This is a genomic window from Silvania hatchlandensis (assembly GCF_025564065.1).
GTDB lineage: Bacteria > Pseudomonadota > Gammaproteobacteria > Enterobacterales > Enterobacteriaceae > Enterobacter > Enterobacter hatchlandensis.
This window is the reverse complement of the sequence record NZ_JAMGZK010000052.1, coordinates 69,064-90,097: the sequence shown is the minus strand read 5'-3', so window position 1 is coordinate 90,097 and position 21,034 is coordinate 69,064. Positions and strand designations below refer to the sequence as shown.

5 protein-coding genes are annotated in these 21,034 nt (G+C 62.9%); all 5 read right to left on the bottom strand.

What is annotated here, in order from left to right; translation table 11 throughout:
* Positions 1-61 precede the first annotated feature (61 nt).
* From M8014_RS16150 to M8014_RS16130, 5 genes are read right to left on the bottom strand one after another with little or no spacing between them, the layout of a single operon-like run.
* Positions 62-2,167: a site-2 protease family protein gene (locus tag M8014_RS16150; protein ID WP_271283411.1), complete on the bottom strand. Its 2,106-nt coding sequence runs from the start codon at positions 2,165-2,167 to the stop codon at positions 62-64.
* Positions 2,167-3,519 (bottom strand): efflux RND transporter periplasmic adaptor subunit, encoded by a 1,353-nt coding sequence (locus M8014_RS16145; RefSeq protein WP_271283410.1) that lies wholly within the window; start codon positions 3,517-3,519, stop codon positions 2,167-2,169. Before M8014_RS16145 ends, M8014_RS16150 begins: the two co-directional genes overlap by 1 nt.
* On the bottom strand, positions 3,516-4,295 hold the full coding sequence (locus M8014_RS16140; protein WP_271283409.1) for an efflux RND transporter periplasmic adaptor subunit: 780 nt from the start codon (positions 4,293-4,295) through the stop codon (positions 3,516-3,518). Before M8014_RS16140 ends, M8014_RS16145 begins: the two co-directional genes overlap by 4 nt.
* A 20-nt stretch (positions 4,296-4,315) precedes the next feature.
* On the bottom strand, positions 4,316-6,247 hold the full coding sequence (locus tag M8014_RS16135) for a TolC family protein (RefSeq protein WP_271283408.1): 1,932 nt from the start codon (positions 6,245-6,247) through the stop codon (positions 4,316-4,318).
* Complete coding sequence (locus tag M8014_RS16130; RefSeq protein WP_271283407.1) at positions 6,247-20,958, bottom strand: Ig-like domain-containing protein; 14,712 nt, start codon at positions 20,956-20,958, stop codon at positions 6,247-6,249. Before M8014_RS16130 ends, M8014_RS16135 begins: the two co-directional genes overlap by 1 nt.
* Between the last annotated feature and the right edge of the window lie 76 nt (positions 20,959-21,034).

Sequence of the window (21,034 nt, the reverse complement as noted above, 5' to 3'; positions counted from 1 at the left end):
AGCATGATAAAGAAGGGTGAAAAAATCCAGGCTGTGGGGACATTTCTTTTTTTACAAAATGTTAGCCCTCTTTCCCCATCCCGCTCTGTTGGATAAGCATCAGCATCGCGCTGTTAATCCAGCGATGGGCCAGGCTTTGGCCGTCGCTTTTCACCACCACCTGCACCGGCATTTCCCGGGCGATCGACGGCTGCCCGTCGTTACCCTGAATCGACACCCGATACCAGACCTTCTCTGGCTTCAGCTCTTTCGGGGGGACTCGCGGGGCCAGCGTGATGGTGCCGCCAAACTCTTTCGCCAGCGCCATTGACGGCAGCTTCGCCAGGCTGTGCTGGTCCACGGAAACAACGGTTCCGCTTAACGGCTGGATCTGGCCGGGCAGGAAGACGTTAGCAGAAGCCCCCTGCTTAATGCGCTGCAGATCGTCCTCGGTGACCAGGGCATCCACCCGCCAGCGGCTGGCGTCGATCACGGTGGCAATCCGATCGCCCGGCGAAACCCAACTCCCCTCCTGCAAGGTCAGATTACGCTCCTCGATGCGGCCATCGATGGCGGCAAACAGCTGAAGCCGACGCAGCTCCATGTTGCCCGCCCGCTGCTGCAGGGCGAACTGGCGCGCCATCTGCTCGGCCAGCACCTGTCTGGCCGCACTCTCTTTATCCAGCCCCTGCGCCCCGCGTGCGCTGGCTTCCCAGGCCTGACGCATGGCGATGGCCTTATGCTCGTCCGTTTCGGGCTGTGGGGCATCCAGCTCAAACAACAACTGCCCTTTTTTGACCGTCTCGCCATCCTGCACCCGCGCCTTAAGCATCATCGCACCAAACGGGGTGTACAGGGGTTGCACCAGCGCCGCGTCAATCACGCCAGGCATCGAGACGCTGCGCGACCACGGCAGCAGCAGCACCGCGAAGAGGGCCGCCAGCACCAGCACGATACGCAGCCGCCGGGTACGGCGGATCTCCGCCCGACGCTGCCACCAGACTTTTAATTCTCGGATCATCGGGAGCACCACAAAAGTCATTATCTCAATCACAAACAGGAACACGCCCAGCGCCTTAAAGAAGGCGTGGTAGACCACAATGGCGATGCCAATAAACAGCATCAGCCGGTAGAACCAGGTCGCGAAGGCAAACAGGGTCAGGGCGCGGGAAAACCCGCGCGAGACGTTGTCCGGGAGGGGATCCTCCAGCCCCAGCAGCACCTTGCGCATCGCCCGTTTGGCCCAGGCCCCGGCCCGCTCGTGCAGCCCCGGGAAGTCCAGCCAGTCGCACAGAATAAAGTAGCCGTCAAAGCGCATAAACGGGCTGGCGTTGATCGCTACCGTCATCACCCAGGCGGTGGTGGCAAGGAAAAAGAGCGCATTTTTAAAGGCCCCTTCCGGTGCGAACGACCACAGCAGCGTCGCCCATGCCGCCAGCACCAGCTCGGCCATGATCCCGGCGCAGGCAATTTTGAGCCGCTCCCGGGAACGGCTGAGCTTCCAGCTTTCGCCGGTATCGGTATAGGCCATCGGCAGCATCACCAGCAGCGCCACGCCCATATGCCCCACCCGCACGCCGTAGCGCGTCGCCATAAAGGCGTGCCCCAGTTCGTGCCAGCATTTGGACAACACCAGCGCCAGCATAAAGCCCAGCGCCCCCTGCCAGCTCACTGCATTTTGCAGCGTCGCTTCAACGGAATCCCACTGCCGGGCGGCTAAGGTCAGCCCGGTGAGGCCCGCCACGGCGGTGAGCAGTAAAAAGGTGCGCGAGAAGAGAACGCTCACCCACGGCAGGAGGGTTTTCAGCATCTTGCCCGGATGAACCAGGGGGATGCGGATAAACAGATAGCTGTGCAGCAGGTGCGTCCACAGGCTCTTTTCCGGGCGATAGCGTGGGATTTTCAGCAGCTGGTGCTGCTGCAAAAAGCCGACGAATTCATCCACGTCTTCGGGCAGTACCTGCAGGGTGGTCCGGGCATTAATGTCGTCGGCAATCGCCTGCGGTTTGCCCAGCGGCCAGCGCTTAAGGATCTCAATTTCCAGCCACCCCAGCCGGAACCACAGGTTCCTGACCGGATCGTTCAGATGCCAGGCCGGGGAGCCGTCGCGGTTGATTCCAGCATCGCGCAGCTGCAGCTCTTCGCGCAGGGCGGGCCACACCGGGCTGACGCCAGGGATCTGTGCCATTACCAGCCCACCCAGGCGCGCAGGGTCGCCAGCGGACGGCGCAGCAGCAGATAGCCCAGCGCCTTCCAGTCGCCGGAGACGCGGGCAGTACCCTGCAGGCCGATCCGCGCCTCGGCGGTATCGCCCTGCAGCGAGCCGCGCAGCACGTAGCTCGCCACCCCGTTAGGGGCTTCGACGGTCTGATACCCGGCGTAGTCGAGGGTCGCGCTCAGCGGGCTCAGCGGGGCAACCTTCAGGAACACCGTCATCGGTGCGCCCTGCTTGAGGTTGGTGGATTCACTGGCCGGGGCCCAGGCCCTGACGCCCGGCTTATCCGGATCCGCCAGCAGGCCGATGCGCTCGCCGGTTTGCACCGGACGCCCGGCCCAGTCGTCGGGATCGGAGTAGACAAACACGCCGTTGCGCGGCGCGCGAATGGTGAGTTTATCCAGCTCGCGCTGGAGGGAGGCCACTTCCACCTGCTTCTCGCGCCAGCGCCCTTCCGCCATCGCCAGCTCGGATTTAGCCTGCTGATCTTCAATCGCCTTCTGCGTTGCCTGATGCAGCGTGGTGTCCGACGTAGCCAGCTCTGCGGTTGCCACCGCCAGCCGGTTGCGCAGGGTGGTGTCGTCCAGCACGGCCAGCACGTCGCCTTTTTTCACCGTCGCATTTGGCATCGTCACCATCCGCTGGATCACTCCCTGTTCCGGGGAGGCGATCACCTCGCTCTCCAGGGAGACGATCTCCGCCGGGACCAGGGTGTATTCCCGCACCGGAATGCAGAAAATAGCAATCAGCGCCAGCAGCACCCACAGCAGACGTTTGCCGCCGCTGCGCTGCCACAGCCGCTTGAGTGCTGAGGGTCTGGCGGTCAGCGCCCAGGTGGCGTAACCGTACAGGCCGCAGAGCTGCAGCAGGGCAAACTCGGCGGAATCCGGCGTCAGGGTGCCCGGCCAGGGATCGTCCCGGCCTAAAAACAGCAGCGACAGCAGTTCGCCCTGCGGGCCGGTCAGCGGAAAGACCCACACGTACTCCGGCAGCCACTCGTTCCACGCCGCCTGCAGCGGCTCGCTCAACATCACAGCGGAGAGCGGCAGCAGCCGCGCACCCTCGGCCAGCTTGCGGCAGCGCGGGATAATCTCGGCGCTGACCTCGGCAAGCCAGAGGGCGTAAGGGGTATTGCGATCCACATCGTTGAGGCCGGAGTGGGCCACCAGCCGGGCCTGCTTCTCACCCGTGACGCGCATCAGCGCCGCCTGGCGGTACTCCACCAGCTGGCGCGTATCGTTGCAGATAACAAAGCCCAGCTCGCTGTACTCTTTGATGCGGGCGATACGGGCGGCAAGACGCCAGCCCTGAGCACCTGCGATCACGACGCGGCCCCGCTGCCCGGACAGGCAGTATCCCCCGCAGCGCACAGCGGCACCGCTTGCCCGCTCATGCCCGGCAGCACGCCGTCGACGTTATCCGGGAAGCGGGCCTCGATCTCCACCGTCTGGCTTACTGCGTCCACCCGGGCGCTGATATTGGTCACTGTCAGCGGGTATTTTTTACCGGTTTCCCCGACCGTCGCCTCAAGGGTGACGCCCGGTTTCAGCCAGACTATCCAGCCTGACGGCACGTTGAGTCGCGCTTTTGGCGTGCCGCTGCCGACCAGATCAACCACCCCGCCGCCTGCCGCCACGCCCTGCCCCTCTTTGACGTAGACGCGTGCCACCCGGCCATCAAAGGGGGCGACAAAGCGGCACTGAGCCAGTTGGGCATCGAAGATCCCCATCTGGCCTTTGGTGCGGTTAACCTCCGCTGCCGCCAGCCCCACTTCAAGCTGGGCGGCGGAGTTCAGCCCCTGGAGTTTGGCCTTCGCCTCGTAGCGCAGCTGTGCCCCGTGATACTCGGCCTGCGCCGCCGCACGTCGGGCGGTGAGATCGCTACAGTCCAGCGTCGCCAGCACTTTGCCTGCTGCCACTTTATCGCCGAGCTGCACGTTCACTTTCGCCATCCGCCCCGCCACCACGCTCGAGAGCGGGCTTTCGCGGTTCGCCTGCACCAGAAAACGCACCGGGCTGTTGCCCGGCAGCGTCTCTTCGGCCTGCAGCGGCAGGGCCGTGGCCCCCATCAGCGCACATACCACCATAAACATCGACTTCATACGCAATTCCTGTCATGCCATTAAGGGCGAGCCAGCGGGGCCGTACGCGCGCCGCTGATCCGCTGAATATCATCCGTCACCGACAGCGCGGCGGCCTGGGCCAGGGCGCTTAAGGTACGGGTGCTGGCGTCATCCGGCAAATAGCTCTGGTACTGACGCGACAGGCGCAGGTTGTCGTCACTGTCGATCACGTCCATCGTCCACTGCCCTTTGCGCGCCGTGCTGCTGCTGACGGTTTTAAACTGCATCCGTAAGCGCAGGCTTTGCGGGGTCTCCCCCATCTCGATCTGGTTGGCCGTCAGCACCTGGCTCACCGAGCGGGTGATCGCCGCGCGATCCGCACCGCCCGGCAGGCGACCCACTTCCACCCGCACAGCCTGCACTGGCGCGCTTTTCAGGGCTACGCTGGCGAAGACGGTCTGCTCTTCCCGCCGCAGGCTGCTGGCGATGGCGTTCGACAGACTGGCGACATCGGTCTGCTGGACCTGATCCGGCAGCAGGTCGATGCCCACCGAGTTCAGCACCCGGCCATAGGCGGCCTGAGCTTCCGCGTAGGAACCGGCCATCTGGAAGCGGGAGACAATCGAGCGCGCCTCGGTGCGCAGGGTTTCCAGATCGCTGGTCAGGGAGTTATCCGACCCGGCGCGCGAGATGCTGGCGAGGCGCTGATCGACCTGCGCGGACTGGTCGGCAATCTGGAAATCGTACACCGCCAGCTTATAGCGCTCTGTCGCCACCCGCACCTGGGTGATCACTGCCATGCTGAGCGCCATCCGGCGGGCATCGTCCGTCATCCTGCGCGCATCGTTGTTATTGTTGATCGCCGGAATGCTCAGGAGTTTGAACAGGTTCATCGACACCCCGACGCCACCCTGCACCCAGCTGTCGTTGTACAGGTAGTCGTTGGAGTCGTAGTTAACCCCGGCAAACAGATTCAGGTTCGGCAGCAGCGAGGCGATCTGCCGTTTGGTTTCATAGCTGTCGATGCGCGCTTTGTAATCCTCTTCCCGCAGTTCAGGCCGACGTTCCAGCGCCATCTGCTCGAGCTTGTCCATGTCCTGCGGGACGCTCGCCAGCGGCAGCGGTTTGTCGTCGAGGGTGATGTTGCTCCCCGGCGGGACGTTCATCAGCGCGTTGAGCTCACTTTTCGCCATCTGCATCTGCTGGCGTTTCTGATTCAGGGTGGTCATCGCATCCAGCAGGGCACGCTGGTACTCCAGCCCTTCAATCGGCGGCAGAATACCCGCCTGCTCCGCTTCGCGGGTTTTCGCCAGCGCCGAGGCGATCTGGTCCGCCAGCGGCTCGGTCTCTTTCAGCAGACGCTGGGCACCCAGCGCGCGCCAGTAGGCGTCCCGCACCTCCTGGACGATGTTTTGCAGCACCTTGCGGCGGCGCTCTTCGGCAATGTTAACCTCGTCGGCCTGCTGCTGGGCGCGGAAATAGCTCATGCCAAAATCGAGCACGTCCCAGGAGAAGGTCGCGTCGGCAAGGTAGTGCTCACGCTCTTCGGAGGTGGACGGACGCAGGCTGATCACCCCGTCGTCAATGCCGACGCTGGTGCCGCCCGAGTCGTTGTTACGCCAGCGGTAGCCCGCGTCGGTCATTAATTTTGGCAACATGTCCTGGGAAGAGAGATCCAGCTGGGATCGCGCCAGGGTGGTTTCCATCATCTTCAGGCGGTAGTCGAGGTTGTATTTCAGCGCCCGCGCCATCGCATCCGACAGGGTCAGGGTGCCCGTTACGGCCTCCTGCCCCTGGTACATGGCGGCGCGATCCTGATTCACCCGAGCGGTAATTTCATCCTGAGTCAGCGGCGTCGGCTTGATGGTGCCGCATCCGCTGAGGATCACCGCGGCCACCAGCACCCCGAGAGGCGCAAAACGAAAAGGACGCGGCGTTACGGTCATGACCGGCACAGAAGCATTTAGCATGTCTACATTCCCATAATTCATCACTTCACCTGCTTAGCCGACACAGCGGGCAGGACGATGGTTGTTTCCGGAGCCTGGCGGTGCAGCGCGGCAAGTTGCGCTGTCAGCGATAAGGCTCCCTGAGCGGATTCGAGGGTTGGCGCGTTGACCACCGGCACTGGCGCGGGCGGTTCTGCCGGTGCGTGCAGGGTTTCGCGTTCATCGGTGTGGCGAATGCTGAACGGGCTAAACGCATCCCGCAGCATATTTTGCCCGATGCCGTTGGCGCCCGACTCGCGGATATCGCGCTGCTCGCGGGTGCTGGTGAACCAGCGCGGGAACAGCACCGCCTGCTCGAGCACCGGGGCGTTGGCCTGCTCGACGCCGTAGCCGAGCATCGCCATTTTGACGTTGGCCTGCACGGCGTGACGATGTTCGCTGCTCTCGAAGCCATAGATCATCGGCAGGATAAACAGCCCCGGGGTAAAGCTCAGACGCGGCTGCTCCGGCTCGTCGCGCAGACCAAACAGCAGCTCGTGCCAGCCGTCGCGATCGGCCACCTGCGGCATCGCCGTCACGCCGTGGATGATTACCGTCAGCGTGGACTGGCGGGTGTTGCCATCCGCATCTTCGAGGGTGTAAACGAACACCTCCTGCAGGCTGGCGTTGGCGTCCAGTGCGGCGACGCGCGGGTCGCTGCGGTTCACCTCATACTGCCAGTTGCCGTTGGCATCAAGGCGCAGCACACCGTACTGGCCGGTGGTCACGCCGTTAATGTGTCCCGCCGCACCGGTGTTTTGGGACATCACATCCACCACCGGGCCGCGAAGGGCCGGGCCATCTGCGCCTACCGTATCGTTGGCGAACAGGTTGCCGCTCTGGCTGTACTGGGCCCGATCCTGATAAATATCGGCGGTATCGGGCTGCGCCTGAGGGGCGTCGTCAACAATATTGACCCGCAGCAGGCCGCCGATTTCGCCGTTCACCGTAAAGCTAAAGGTCACCTGAACAGGCTGCGATTCCTGATGCGCTACTGCCTGAGTTTGCACATAGCGATAGCTCAGCACCCCGTGGGTGGCGTCAGTCGCCTGATAACCGGTCAGCTCCAGATGTCCAAAGCCAAACTCCACGCTCCCCGGTCGCTGGAGCGTGAACTGCTGCAGCTCGGCCAGGGTGAAGGATTTGCCGTTAATGGTGATGGTCTGCGCGGCATCGAACGCGGTCACCTGCAGCGAACCGCTGGCTGTCTGGCTTCCGCCGCTGTCGCGCAGGCCCTGCTCGTGGACGGTCAGCTCCAGCACCGGCTTCACCACCACCTGGACGGTAATGGTCTCCGTCACGCCGCCGCTGGTCACCGTATAGGTGTAGCTGTCTGCGCCCACGTAGCCCGGCTCCGGCACGTAGCGAATGCGCCCGTCCGGCAGCAGCGTTACCGCGCCGTGTGCGCCCTGGCTGACGCCGGTCACCTGGCGGGTTGGATCCTCGAAGGTGTCGTTCGCCAGCACGTCGCTAATCAGCTCTCCGCCTTTGAGCAGTGCGCCCCGGTCGTCGACGCCGTCGGCCACCGGATTCACCACAATCGCCAGCCTGCCGCTGGTGGCTCCGTTGTCGTTGCCGTCGGTAACCTGCCAGCTGATGACCGGTACCGTGCCGTTCCAGTCCGCCAGCGGCTTGAAGGTGAACTGCCGATCGCTTGTGATCGTTAATGTCCCCTTGCCTGCAATCAGGATCGTGCGGCTGCCGTTGGCCGGGACGTCATACTGGGTGGCGTCGCCGTCGAGGGTAAAGCCCGTCACCCGCAGGGTGTCGTTATCGGCGTCGGTCACCGGGAGCGAGCCCTGCACCGTGCCACCGTCTTCATCCATCTGCACGCTAACGTCGCGGGCGACCGGAGCCTGGTTGGTGACCCACACCACCACCGCCGCCGTCTCCTCCACGCCGCCGCTGCGCACGGTGTATTCGAAGCTGTCAAAGCCGACAAATCCCGGGCGCGGCGTGTAGACCACTTTCCCGTTTACAATACTGACCGAGCCTTCCATCGGGGTCGTGACCCCGACGAGGGTGGCATTCGGGTTGCTGAAGGTGTCGTTCGCCAGCACGTCGAGGGTGCCCGGGAAGCTGGAGTGGATGTAGGCCACATCCTGCTGGGCATCGGCCACCGGGCTGACGCTCAGGTCGAGAGTCTGGGAGGCCAGCCCGTTCTGGTTGCCGTCCGAGACGGTGTAGATAATCTGCGGGACGTCACCGTTCCAGTCCGCTACCGGGCGGAACAGGTAGTCGCCGTTGGCCTGCAGGGTGATTTCACCGACCCCGGCAATCACCGCCGTGGCGCCCGGCAGGAACACGCCCGCGAGCGTGCCGACGCGGAAGTCCACTACCCGCAGGGCATCCCCGTTGTTATCCTGGTCGTTCGCCAGCACGTTGCCGCTGGCCGGGGTATCTTCCGCCACCACGTCGCGATCCGGTCGCGGCTGCGGGGCGGCGTTCGTCACTTCAACGGTGATGGTTGCGGTTTCCCGCACCCCGCCGCTCATCACCGTGTAGGTGAAGGTGTCGATGCCGACGTAGCCCGGGTTCGGCAGGTAGGTAATTTTGCCGTTCTGGATCGTGACCTGGCCGTGCAGGGCGTTGCCCGTGGCGACAATCTGCCGGTCGCCGTTGCTGAAACTGTCGTTGGCGAGGGCATCGATAATCAGCGGCTGGCCCGCGAGCACTCGCTCGTAGTCCGGCTGAATATCCGCCACCGGCGTGACCGTCAGGTTCAGTTCCCCGGTCACCTGACCGCCGTCGTGGCCGTCGCTGACCACAAAGGTGAGGGTCGGCACGCTGCCGTTCCAGTCCGCCAGCGGTTCAAAGGTGTAGCTGCCGTCGGCGTTAAGGGTGAAGGTGCCCTGGCCCGGAATGGCGTAGCCTACGCCCGGCAGATGCGGACGGGTTTCGCCTGGCAGGTTCCAGCTCACCACGGTCAGTCTGTCGCTCGGATCGGCGTCGGTAACGTTGTCAATCACGTTGCCCGCCAGCACCCTGTCCTCCGGCCCGCTGACCGGATCCAGCGGGGTTAGCACCGGCCGCGTGTTGGTCACCTCGACGGTGACATAGGCCACTTCAATGCGCCCCCCGCTGGTGACGGTGTAGGAATAAACATCCTGGCCGACGAAAGCCGGATCGGGGATGTAGGTAATGTGCTGCCCGTCCAGGCTGATCTCCACCCGCCCGTGCTGACCCTGCGTGACGCCGGTAATCATCTTATCGGGGTTGCTGAAGCTGTCGTTATCCAGCGGGCTGTGCAGGGCAGAATCCCCGGCGTGCATAGTGTAGCTGTCGGCGACGGCGTCGATTTCCGGGGTCACCACGATAAACAGGGTGCCGTCCGTCGTTCCGTTGTTGTTGCCGTCGGTGACGGTGTAGCTGATTTGCGGCACTACGCCGTTCCAGTCGGCCACCGGGGTAAAGGTAAAGTCGCGGTTGGCGAAGACATGCAGCGTGCCGACGCCCGGGATATCCACCAGCCGATCGTTTGCGCCGCTAAGCGTGGTGGTGACGTTATCGATGGTGACGGAGACCAGGGTCAGGACGTCACCTTCCGGATCCACGGCGTTAAACTGCCCCACCAGCTGCGGGGTATCTTCGGGGGTAATCAGCGATGTCTGCTGTGCCGTCGGGGTGCCGTTCATTACCGCAATGGTCACCGTGGCCACTTCCTGATGACCGTCCGGAGTGGTCACGGTGTACGAGAAGCTGTCGATCCCGGTATAGCCCTGCGGGGGGAGATACTGCAGGGTGTTATCGCTCAGGACCCGCACCCGCCCACCCTGATCGGTATGCCCATCCAGCGAGCCGGCCACCGGGATCCCGGCGGTCAATGTTAGCTGGTTGTCCGGGGTGGTAAAGGTGTCATTGGCCAGCACCGGAATAATCACCGCGTTATCCGAATGGACGATAGCAAAATCATTGTGCGTGTCACCCACCGGCACGACGCCAATGTTCAGCAGACTGTGAGTGGTGCCGCCGTCGTTGCCGTCCGAGACGGTAAAGCCAATCTGCGGCACCGGGCCATGCCAGTCGGCGGCCGGGGTGAAGGTCCAGCGGCCATCGCTGTTCATCACCAGCGTGCCTGCTGCCATCACCGCGGTTTGTCCGGCGCTGTAGGTTCGGTTATCGACCGTGAACTGGGTCAGGGTCAGCGGATCGTTATCCCCGTCGCTGACCCGATCCATGACATTGCCGCTCAGCGGGGTGTCTTCGGCGGTGGTCAGCGCGAAATCTGCCGAGGTCGGCAAGGTGTTGAGCATGGTCACGGTGACGGTGGCCGTCTCGCGCACCCCGTTGCTGAAGACACTGTAGGTGTAAGTATCAGTGCCCACGTACCCGGCCACCGGGGTGTAGCGCAGCTGGCCGTTCTCCAGCGTGACGGTGCCATGTGCGCCCTGGGTAAAGGACTCCACTGCCCGCAACGGGTTGCTGAAGGTATCGTTCGCCAGCACGTCCGTCAGAACCGACACTCCAGCGTGGGTGCTGGCCCGGTCGTCGAAGGCGTCCTGCACCGGTCGCACGGTGATGCGCAGAATATTGCTCGCCTGGCCGTTGCTGTTGCCGTCGGTGACGGTGTAGGTGACGTCAGGCACGCTGCCGTTCCAGTCCGCCAGCGGCACAAAGCTGTACCGCCCATCGCGGTTCAGGGTTAAGGTCCCGATGCCTGCCAGGGTGATGATGTCGCCCGGCTGATAGACCGTCCCCAGCACGCTTACACTTTGCACCCGCAGGGCATCGCCATCCAGATCCTGATCGTTGGTCAGCACATTCCCGGTGGCGGTAGCGTCTTCGAGGCTGGGAACCAGATCCGGCTGGGTTTGCGGCGGCGTGTTGCGCACATCAAGGGTGATAGTGGCGGTCTCTTCTTTACCGCCGCTCAGCACTGTGTAAGTGAAGCTATCCGCACCGACGTAGCCTGCATCCGGCTGGTAAGTCACCTTGCCATTGAGAATGGTCGCCTGCCCGTGCAGCGGCTTGCCGAGGGCGATGATGGTTTTATCGCTGTTGGCGAAGCTGTCGTTATTCAGGGCGTCAATCGTCACGCTGCCGCCGGAATGCAGCGACGTGGCGTCATTCACTGCATCCACTACCGGGGTGACCACCAGCTGCAGCTGCCCGGTAAAGCGCCCATTCTGATGGCCGTCGGTGGCGGTAAAGGTGATGGTCGGCACGCTGCCGTTCCAGTCCGCCACCGGCACAAAGGTGAATTGCCCGTCCGTCTGTAGGGTAAAGGTACCGATACCGGGAATGGCGTACGGCACCCCCACGCTGTGTGGGCGGGTTTCACCCGGCAGATTCCAGCTCTCAACGCTGAGCACGTCCGTCGGATCGGCGTCGGTAACGTTACTCAGCACCGAGCCGGTCAGGTTACTGTCTTCCGGCCCGCTGACGATCAGCCCCGCAGGCGGCACCGGCGGGGTATTGGTGATGTCGACGTAGACGGTCGCGGTTTCGGTTCGCCCGCCGCTGGTCACCGTATAGGTATAGGTGTCCTGGCCCACGTAGCTTGCCACCGGGGTGTAGGTGACGGTGCCATCCGCATTGATTATCACCGTTCCGTGCTGGCCCTGGGTGACGCTGGTCACCTGACGATTGCTGTTGCTGAAGGTGTCGTTGGCGAGCAGATTACGGGTGTCAGACTGACCGGCATGCAGTGACACGTTGTCATTGCGCGCGTCGCTGACCGGGGCAACGACGATCGTCAGCGTGCCACCGATCTTACCGTTCTGATTGCCGTCGGTCACCGTGTAATTAATTTCCGGAACGGTGCCGTTCCAGTCCGCCTCTGGGGTAAATGCCCATGTCATGTCGGCGTTGACCACCAGCGTGCCGACACCCGCGAGCGTCAGGGTTTTGGCCGCATCGCTGCCCATCACCAACGTCTGACCACCCGCACTAAAGGAGACCACCCGCAGCACGTCGTTATCCGTATCTTTGGCGTTAAATTTGCCGCGCAGGACGTTGTCTTCCATCACGGTCTGCCGATCGTCGGTGGTGCCGGGACGGGAGTTGGTGACCAGAATCGTCACCGTCGCCGTTTCCGTTACCCCGGTATAGCTGGTGACGGTATAGGTGAAGGTATCGGTGCCGACAAAGTTGGCGGGCGGCAGATAGCGCAGGGTGTTATCCGCCAGCAGCTGAATCTGGCCCCCACGATCGGAGGTGCTCAGCGTCGATCCGGCAACCGGGTGCCCGGCAACAATCGTCACCCGCTGCTTGTCGCTGAAGGTGTCGTTGTCGAGCAGCGGAATAATCACGCTGTCATCCGCGTGGGTGGTGGCGGTGTCATTTTGCACATCGGCCACCGGGATCACGGTGATCAGCAACTGGCTGGTGCTGGTGCCGGTGTTGCCATCCGACAGGGTATAGGTCGCCCGCGGCACGCTGCCGTTCCAGTCGGCGGCCGGGGTAAAGACCCAACTGCCGTCGCGGTTCATGGTCAGCGATCCCGCCTCGACCGTCGCCGTCTGCCCGGCGCTGTAGGCGGTGCCGTTGAGGGTAAACCCGGTCAGCACCAGCGGATCGTTATCGACATCGGTCGCGCTGGTCTGCACCGAACCGCGCAGCGGGGTATCTTCGGCGGTCGAGACCGTCACATCCCGGGAGACCGGCGCGGTGTTGGTCATCGATACCACCACGGTGGCGGTTTCGGTTACGCCGCCGCTGGTGACCGTATAGGTGAAGCTGTCGCTGCCGACGTATCCGGCCACCGGGGTGTAGACCAGCTTGTTGCCGACAATAGTGACCGCCCCATGCTGTGGCGCGGAGGTCCCGGTGATGGTTTTGGTGCTGTTTTCGAAGCTGTCGTTCGCCAGCGCATCGATGGTGACTGCCGTTCCGGCGTGGGTTTTCGCGGTGTCGTCGATGATATCGGCCACCGGCGTCACGGTGATATCCAGCGAGGCGGTGTTGGTGCCGCCCTGATTGCCGTCGCTGACCGTGACTTCAATGGTCGGCACGCTGCCGTTCCAGTCGGCGACCGGGGTAAAGGTGTAGTTACCCTGAGCGTCGATAATGAACGTGCCTACCCCGGCAATGGTGCCGCGCTGTCCGGCGGTAAAGCTGGCGTTATTGACCGTAAAGCCGGTGACGGTGAGCGGATCGCCATCCGGATCGCGCAGTGTGGTCAGAATATTGCCCGTCGCGTTGACGTCTTCCTGGGTAGTCGCAAAGAAGTTGCCGGTAAACGGCGACTGGTTGGTCATGATCACTCTGACCGTTGCCGTCTCCGTGACCCCGCCACTGGTCACGGTATAGGTATAGCTGTCGTTGCCGACGAAGCCTTGCTGCGGCACGTACAGGACGTTGTTGTCTGCGGTGATCGTCACCCGGCCGTGCGCGGGCTGCGTCACGCCGGTGATTTTCTTATCCGCATTGCTGAAGCTGTCGTTTAACAGCACATCGTGGGTGGCGGAGGTTCCGGCGTGGGCGATATACGCATCGTCCTGCGCATCCTTAACCGGGTTAACGGTTAACGTCAGGGTGCCGGTTGCCGTCCCGCGCATATTGCCGTCGGAAATCGTATACCCTACCGTCACGCTTCCATTCCAGTCAGCTACCGGGATGTAGGTGTAGGTGCCATCGGCGTTGACCTGCAGGGTGCCCTGATTTGCGGCAAGCACAATAGTCGCGCCCGGGGCGTAATTCACGCCGTTAACCGTGAAGCCGGTTAACGTCAGGGGATCGTTATCGCCATCGCGGTCGTTACTCAGCAGGTTGCCGTTGGCAGGCAGGCTGTCTTCGCTGAGGATCTGCCTGTCGTTGACGGCAACCGGCACGATGTTGGTAACGTCGATGTTCACGGTGGCGGTTTCGGTCACGCCGCCGCTGCGCACGGTATAGGTAAAGCTGTCGGCACCGACATAGCCTTTTGTCGGGGTATAGGTGTACATACCGCTGACGGAGTCAAAAATCAGCGTGCCGTTCGCAGGCTGGGTAACGCTCTCAATCACCCGGCCAGAGTTCTCGAAGGTGTCGTTGGCTAACAGCTGCGCAGCGGTCAAAGGCAAACTCAGTCCTGCATGAATGCTGAGACGATCGCCCACAATGTCCGCCACCGGGGTAATGTTGACCCCCAGCTGGGCCGGAGAAGACCAGTGCTCGATGGCGGCAGACCAGGTCGCCGCGTAATCATAGAAGTTGACCCGGGAGTTAACCCCTGCCCCGCCCACCAGCGTCGTATCGCTGGAGTCGGCGGCGCGGATCTGCAGGCCACCGGTCACTGGGCCGTTATAGTCCGCCAGTTGCACAAAGCGCATCCGGGTATCGCGGCTTAAAATCAGCGCACTCGAGGCGCTAAGATCGGTTGGCAGGCTGTTCCAGGTATTGTTGTAAAAATACTCCCAGTGGCCTTTGGTGGCGTCAGTGGTATCGCCAAAGATCCCCACCAGCGCCATGCCCTGGCTGGCATTGCCGCCGCCCGGAATACCGGTCTGATTATCCCGTTGGTCGCTGTAGCGACTGTCCAGCAGTTGGCCCAGCGTGGCCGGCACGTTGCCATCTTCGGCGAAGGTCCAGCTCCCGCTGGTCAGCGTCGGGCTGTCGTTGACGTTGGTGACGGGCTGTTTGAGCCTCACGACCTGATCGCTAAACAACGAGGTGCCGCCATGCGTCTGGGTGCTGCCGCTGCCGCCGTTAACCGGGGCAGTGGCGGTGCTGGTTTTGTCACCGTTAGTATCGTTTTCCACCAGCCGCGCGCCCAGCAGGGCGGGTTCACCGAAGAAGTTGGCCGCCGGAACAAAGCGCAGCTGCGCCGTCCCGTTTAAGAACAGGGCATTGCTGTCACTGCGCGGGCCGACCGCCGTCCAGCTCTGGCCGCCATCGGTGGAGTATTGCCACTCGCCCTGGCGCGGATCCAACGCCAGGCTGCTGATGGCGATCCCCCAGAAGGCATCGCTGTGGGTGCCGTTAACCACGTCGTCACGGCTGTCGTCAAACAGCGGGCCAAACAAGCTGCCAACGGTGGTGCCGTTAATGTTCGCTGCCAGCGTATCTTCCGCAATGGCGGGCAGCGTGACGCTGGTGCCGGTGGCTACCGGGGCATCGTTAACCGCATTGACGGTAAAGGTGAACTCGCGGGTAGTAATGATGGCCGCCGAGGTCGGATCGGCGTAGTCCGCCCTGCCCGGATCGCTGGTTGCGTTAGTCATGTTGGCAGGCAGGGTCGCCGGGCGACTGCCGGTCGAGCCATTGTCATCCACCGTCACCACCACGCCAAATCTGCCGTTCCAGTCTGCCGCCGTGGCAGTCCCGGCTACGTCAGGGAGCGTGACGGTGATGGCCGCCAGGCGGCTGTTAATTTCTGCCAGGGTACCGGTCAGACGGACCGTTGCACCACCGGTCCCGTCCACTGTCCCGCCGCTGCCACCTATGCCGCTGATAACAAAACCTGCCGGTACCTGGACGTTAACCGTCAGGGTGCTGCTGCCCGCATCCGCATCCGTCACCATAATCGGCGGCAGGACCACGGTGCTGTTGCCTTCGTCGGTCTGCAGCACCGGGCTGTCGCCAAGGCGGATCTCTGCCGCATCGTTAACCGAACTCTGGAATACCTCTGTCGAGGCAGCGCTGACGTTTTGCGCCAGCCCGCCAGGCAGCGCGGCATACGGATCGATCTCCGTCAGCGGGGCGTCTTCGGTGCCGGTGTTGCTGGCGTTGCTGTTCTGCCCGCCGTTGGCGCGGCCGGTAAGATGGCCGGTGGCATCCCGGTTGCGATCGTCGGCAATCACCTCGACGCGGTAATATTTATCCGCATCGTCGGCATCGAGCCCAACCATTTTGACCTGCAGTTGTGCCAGCCAGGCGTTGATCTGCGCCCGGGTGCCTTCGATCACCATCGGGGCGCGATCGCCATCGGTCGGCGGCGCGCCGGTGGTGATGAGGGTTACGCCGCTGTTGGTCTCCCCGGACGTAATGGAAATCGAGGTGTTGCCGCGATACTCACCAATGGCGAGCGGCGTGCCGTCCTGCTGGGTCAGGCGCACGGTCACCCGCAGGTGATCGCTTTCCCCCCAGGCAATCCCGCCCCCGTCGGTAATGTCCGGATCGTCAACCGAGAAACCGGGCACCGGGGTAAAGCCCCCCGCGACCGAGTTGTCGAGGTTGATGATGGTCGAACCGGCATTCACCACCGGCGCGTCGTTCACCGCATCGATCGTCAGGGCAATGCTGAGATCGGCGGGTGCCGTTCCCTGGGTGTTGCCGATGGTCGAATTTTGCGTATTCAGGCTGACGGTCAGGGTCACATCTCCCGCCGCGCTGCCGTTCTGATCGTGGTTAGCATTCAGGGCGCTGAGGTAGGTTAACCCGAGCAGGGGATCATTAAGCAGCGCCTGAATGGCGCTGGCCTGACCGGTTAACACCAGCGTGCCGGTGTCGTCCCCGCTGAGGGTGACCCCGTTGAGGCTGGTCTGCACGCCCGCCCCGCCAATACCCAACGAGCCTTGCGCCACCGTTAACGTGACGGTTACCGGCCGGCCAAAGGCGTTGGACTCGACGTCATTGACCACGAAGTTGCCGCCAATCCAGCTGGCCTGATCTTCGCGGACGGTTTTCTGCCCGTCGCCCGCCAGGGTGCCGGGATCGTTAATGCTCGACGCCAGAATAGTCGCGCTGCTGGCGGCGATGTTGCCGTCGTTAACCGGGACGCTGTCGGCGTACCAGTTATAGTTTTTGCCATCCACCGCACCGGGCTGGCTGCCAAAGGCAGGGTTTGTCACTTCGTTGAGCGGGCCGCCGTTAGCGCTGCCGGTCAGGTTGCCGCTGGCGTCGCGCAGGCGGTCATCGGTGATCACCTGAATCTGGTACGCGGCGTTATGATCCTGGCTGAAGGCGACGGTCAGCCCCGCCAGCGCGCTGTTGATTTGCGCCACGGTGCCGGTCAGCACCAGCAGATCGCCGTTGCCGCCCACCACGGTCAGGCCCGGAACGCGGGTGATGCCGAGCGTCACGTCGCGGTATTCCGCCTGAGTCAGCGCCGTGCCGTTGGCGTGCAGCAGGCGAACGGTGGTTTGCAGCTGGTCCGTGACGTTGGTGGCACCAATGTCGAGATCCGCATCGCGCACGCTAAAGCCGGGAACCGGCGTAGCGCCTGCCCCCACCGTGATCACGCTCCCCGGCCCGTTCACCTGTGGCGCATCGTTCGCCGGGTCGATATTGATAACAAACTGATTCCCGGCCTGCTCTTTATCGCCGTCCGAAAGGCGGAAGGTAAAGCCGTCCTGGGTGATTGTCCGGTCGCTGCCGTCGTTCAGGTAATAGATATAGCCCTGGGCGATATCCTGCTGGGTAAAGGTGGACCCGGTGCCCAGCACGTTAAAGTTGACGCCATCGGTGGAGCGCGCCAGACGGCCAAAGCCCGGCGACTGGGTGATCGTAAACTGCACCTGCTCGGCGCTGCTGTCCGGATCGTAGGCCTGCAGCATCGCGCGGGTGATCTGGCCGTAGCCGCTTTCACGCACCGTAAGGGGGTTGTTGGCCGGGGTGCCGCCAATCATGTTCGGCGATTCGCGGCCCACCACCGGATCGGCGGCGGTTGGCGAGGTGGCAATCTGCGGGCCGTCGTTAATATTGGTGATCACCAGCCCTACGGTGGCGGCGCTGAGAGATTGCGCCCCCCAGCGGTCGACGGCGGCAACCGAGAACGTGGTGTTGCGGATCTCGGAGCCGTCGCTGACAAAACGCAGCCCGCTGGTGCCGTCGTTGGTCAGGATCGCGGCATCGAGCTGCAAGGTGTTCAGGTTGGCGGGCGTAATATCGACCCAGCTGCTGCCGTTAAAATATTGCAGCGTTCCGCCGGTCGGCAGGGAGGTAAACAGCAGCTTCAGGGCGTTGTTGCCCGTCGCCTCGTTATTCAGGGCGTAATTGGTGTTGCCGTTCAGGGTGCTGCTGTTCTCATACGGCGTGCCGCTGTTGGCATCATCCGGATCGCTGGCCGTCAGCATATCGCGGGTAATGACCAGGGTTGCCCCTTCTGCCAGCACGTTGTTGGACGAGCCGCCGATCTGCGGCAGATCGTTCACCGGAGTGATAAACACCGCCACATCCACGCGCTGGATAACCGGCACTGGATCGCCGTTGGCATTCAGGGTGACGCGCCCGGCAGAGACGGTAAAGCCTGGCGTGAAGGTGAAGTTTTCCCCGCCGTCGTGGGCGAAGCGAATCAGGCCGTTATTGACGTCCGCCTGGGTGAAGCTCTCAAGCGGCAGCAGGGTTACCCAGGCACCGTTGTCGAATTTTTGCAGCGACAGCGCTGCGCTTCCTGAACTGTCGCCGATCCAGGTGTAGACCACCTCGGAGGGTAAAACGTTGGGCAGCGTGTAGCTCAGCCCCGGCGTGGCATCGGTGATGTTACCGGTTCCCGCCAGCACCAGGGTGCCGCCTTCGCTAAAGCTGCCGTGGGTCAGCGCATTGGGGTCGTTAACGTTGGTGCCAAACACCGGCGAGATGACCGCGGTAGCAGGCTGATCGAGGGTCGGCACATTGCCCGGCTGCGGATTATTGGTTTTGTCGGTCAGGGCGAAGATAAAGCGATACTGGGTCAGGGCGAATTCCGGGGCGTTGCCCTGATAAATCCCCCCCTGGCGAATATTGGTAACGCCCGCGTCGGTCCAGTAGACGTTTAATCCGTGGTTAATCACCTGGAAATCGAAGCTGTCCTGCTCGTTCGGGGCGGCGTCGCGGTACTGCACATAACTGACGCGACCGGCTTTGATATCGTCGACGCTAAAGGTATCGCCGCTTTTCAGGCGCAGGCCGTTAAGGGTCAGATAGCCGTGGGTCAGGTTGTCGGCGTTGACCACAAAACTGATCCGGTCGTCGCTGGAGTCAACGTCGGTGGCGTTGAGCATCGCCGGGGTTAACACCACGCTGCCGCCTGCGTTCACGGCGGTCCAGGTGCTGCTGTTGCTATCGAAGACCGGGTTATCGTTGACGCTGTCCACCGTCAGGGTGATGGTGCCGTCGCTGCTTGCTGGCGTGCCGGTGCCGCCGCCCTGATCGCTCACCCGAACGCCAAAGCTGTCCTCGCGAACCCCTTCGGTGCCGTCGTTGCTGTAGGTGAGCTTGTCTTTATCGGCATAGTCAAAGCTGAATCCGGCCTGGATCGGCTGCCCTTTGAAGTACAGCCTGCCGTGGGCGGGCAGCGCCGTGATGGTCAGCGTCAGCCGGGTATCCTGCGGATCGCCGCCGGTGGTCGCCTCAATGTATTTGCCGACGTTGCCCGAGATATCGGCGTTCTGCGGCTGGCCTTCAAACACAAAGCCGCTCCCGCTGACGCTTGGGGGCTGGTTTTCCGGCTGGATGTTAAGGGTCACGGTAACGCTGTCCGACTGGCTGACCGGGGTCGCGCCATCGTTCAGGCTGGCAGAGAAACTGTCGGCGGTGTTTTGGTCGGTCCCGGTGGCGGTATGCACATACTTCACCGCCCCGCTGTTAACGTCCTGCTGGGTAAAGACCGAGCCGACGCCGATACGCTGGCCGTTGAGGGTCAGATAGCCATAGCGCGGCAGAGCCGTCAGGCTGTACACCATCTGGGCGGCGGTTTGCGCGCCGACTGACAGCTCTGAATCGACAATCGCCAGCGTCGCCGGGCCAATCACCGTGCCGCTGCCGTTACGCTCCGACACCAGCAGGCTGCTGTCATTCACCGTCGCCGGGTCGTTGGCCGGGGTGATAATGATCCGCTGGGTCATCCAGCTGACGCCCCCCGAATCGCTGAAGACATAAATATCGACCCCGGTGGCATCGGTGTGATTGCCGAGCTCGCGGTCGGAGGCGGTAAAAGTCAGCTGATTTAGCCAGGCCTGCGCCTGCACGGCCGTGCCGCTGAAGCTCAGAAAGACGTTGTCCGGAGGCTGAACGCCATCAGAGAGCGTGCCTTTACTTCCGTCCTGCAGATACAGGTTCAGTATCACCGTGGCCGACGGGTCACTCAGATCAATCGCCCAGCCGCTGAACTGCCCGACCTCTTTTCCGGCAGTCAGCACAGAAGGCTCGCTGACGATCAGATCGCCCGCGCTGTGCGTCAGGGTTGGGGTTTCGAGCTGTCCGGCGTAGTGCAGCGCCAGCGTGCGGGTTTCGACCTCGCCAACGGCGGTTTCGAGGATCCAGTTGCCGCCGCCCTCGCGGCTGCCAGTGGAGTCGCGCGAGGCAGCCACGTCCGCATGGGTGAAGGTGGCGAGCTGGCTGACCAGCGCCGTGTCTTTGCTGGTGACCGAGCAGCCGTAGAGAAGGATATCCCCCTCGGCCGTCATCTTGTCGCCGAGGCTTTGCAGCTGTGACTGCAGGCCCGCGACGTTTTGCGCGGTAATAATGTCGCTGCCGAGCGTAATTTCGTCGCTGGCACCGTGGCTGTAAATATGAATTGCCGCGATCTGTTTTTCATCTGCCAGCGCCTGGTTGAGTTGACCCAGACCCGAACTGCCCTCGCGCAGGACCACCACTTTGCTGTCCTGCGGTAATTGCGCCACCAGTGACTGCCAGTGGGTAATCTGGCTATCAATGACAAAGACTTCTTTGGCAGGGGTCGGCTGGGAAGCGGCGGCGCGCTCGACCGTGACCGGGTGAAAGGCGTCCCGGGCATTATCATGAGGCGCCTCGCTGCCCGCATCATTATGCTGGGCGGTTTCGGCTATCGCGGCGCCATCAAATAATTGACGGGCTTCAAGTGCAAACCGGTGTAAGCGAGGGCGACGAAAAGTACTGCTGGCATTTTTTTTCATATTTTTACACGAAAGCCATAACATGTTGCGACATATTAACCCGAGGCCTGAAGGTTTATATAGCACTTTTTATCAA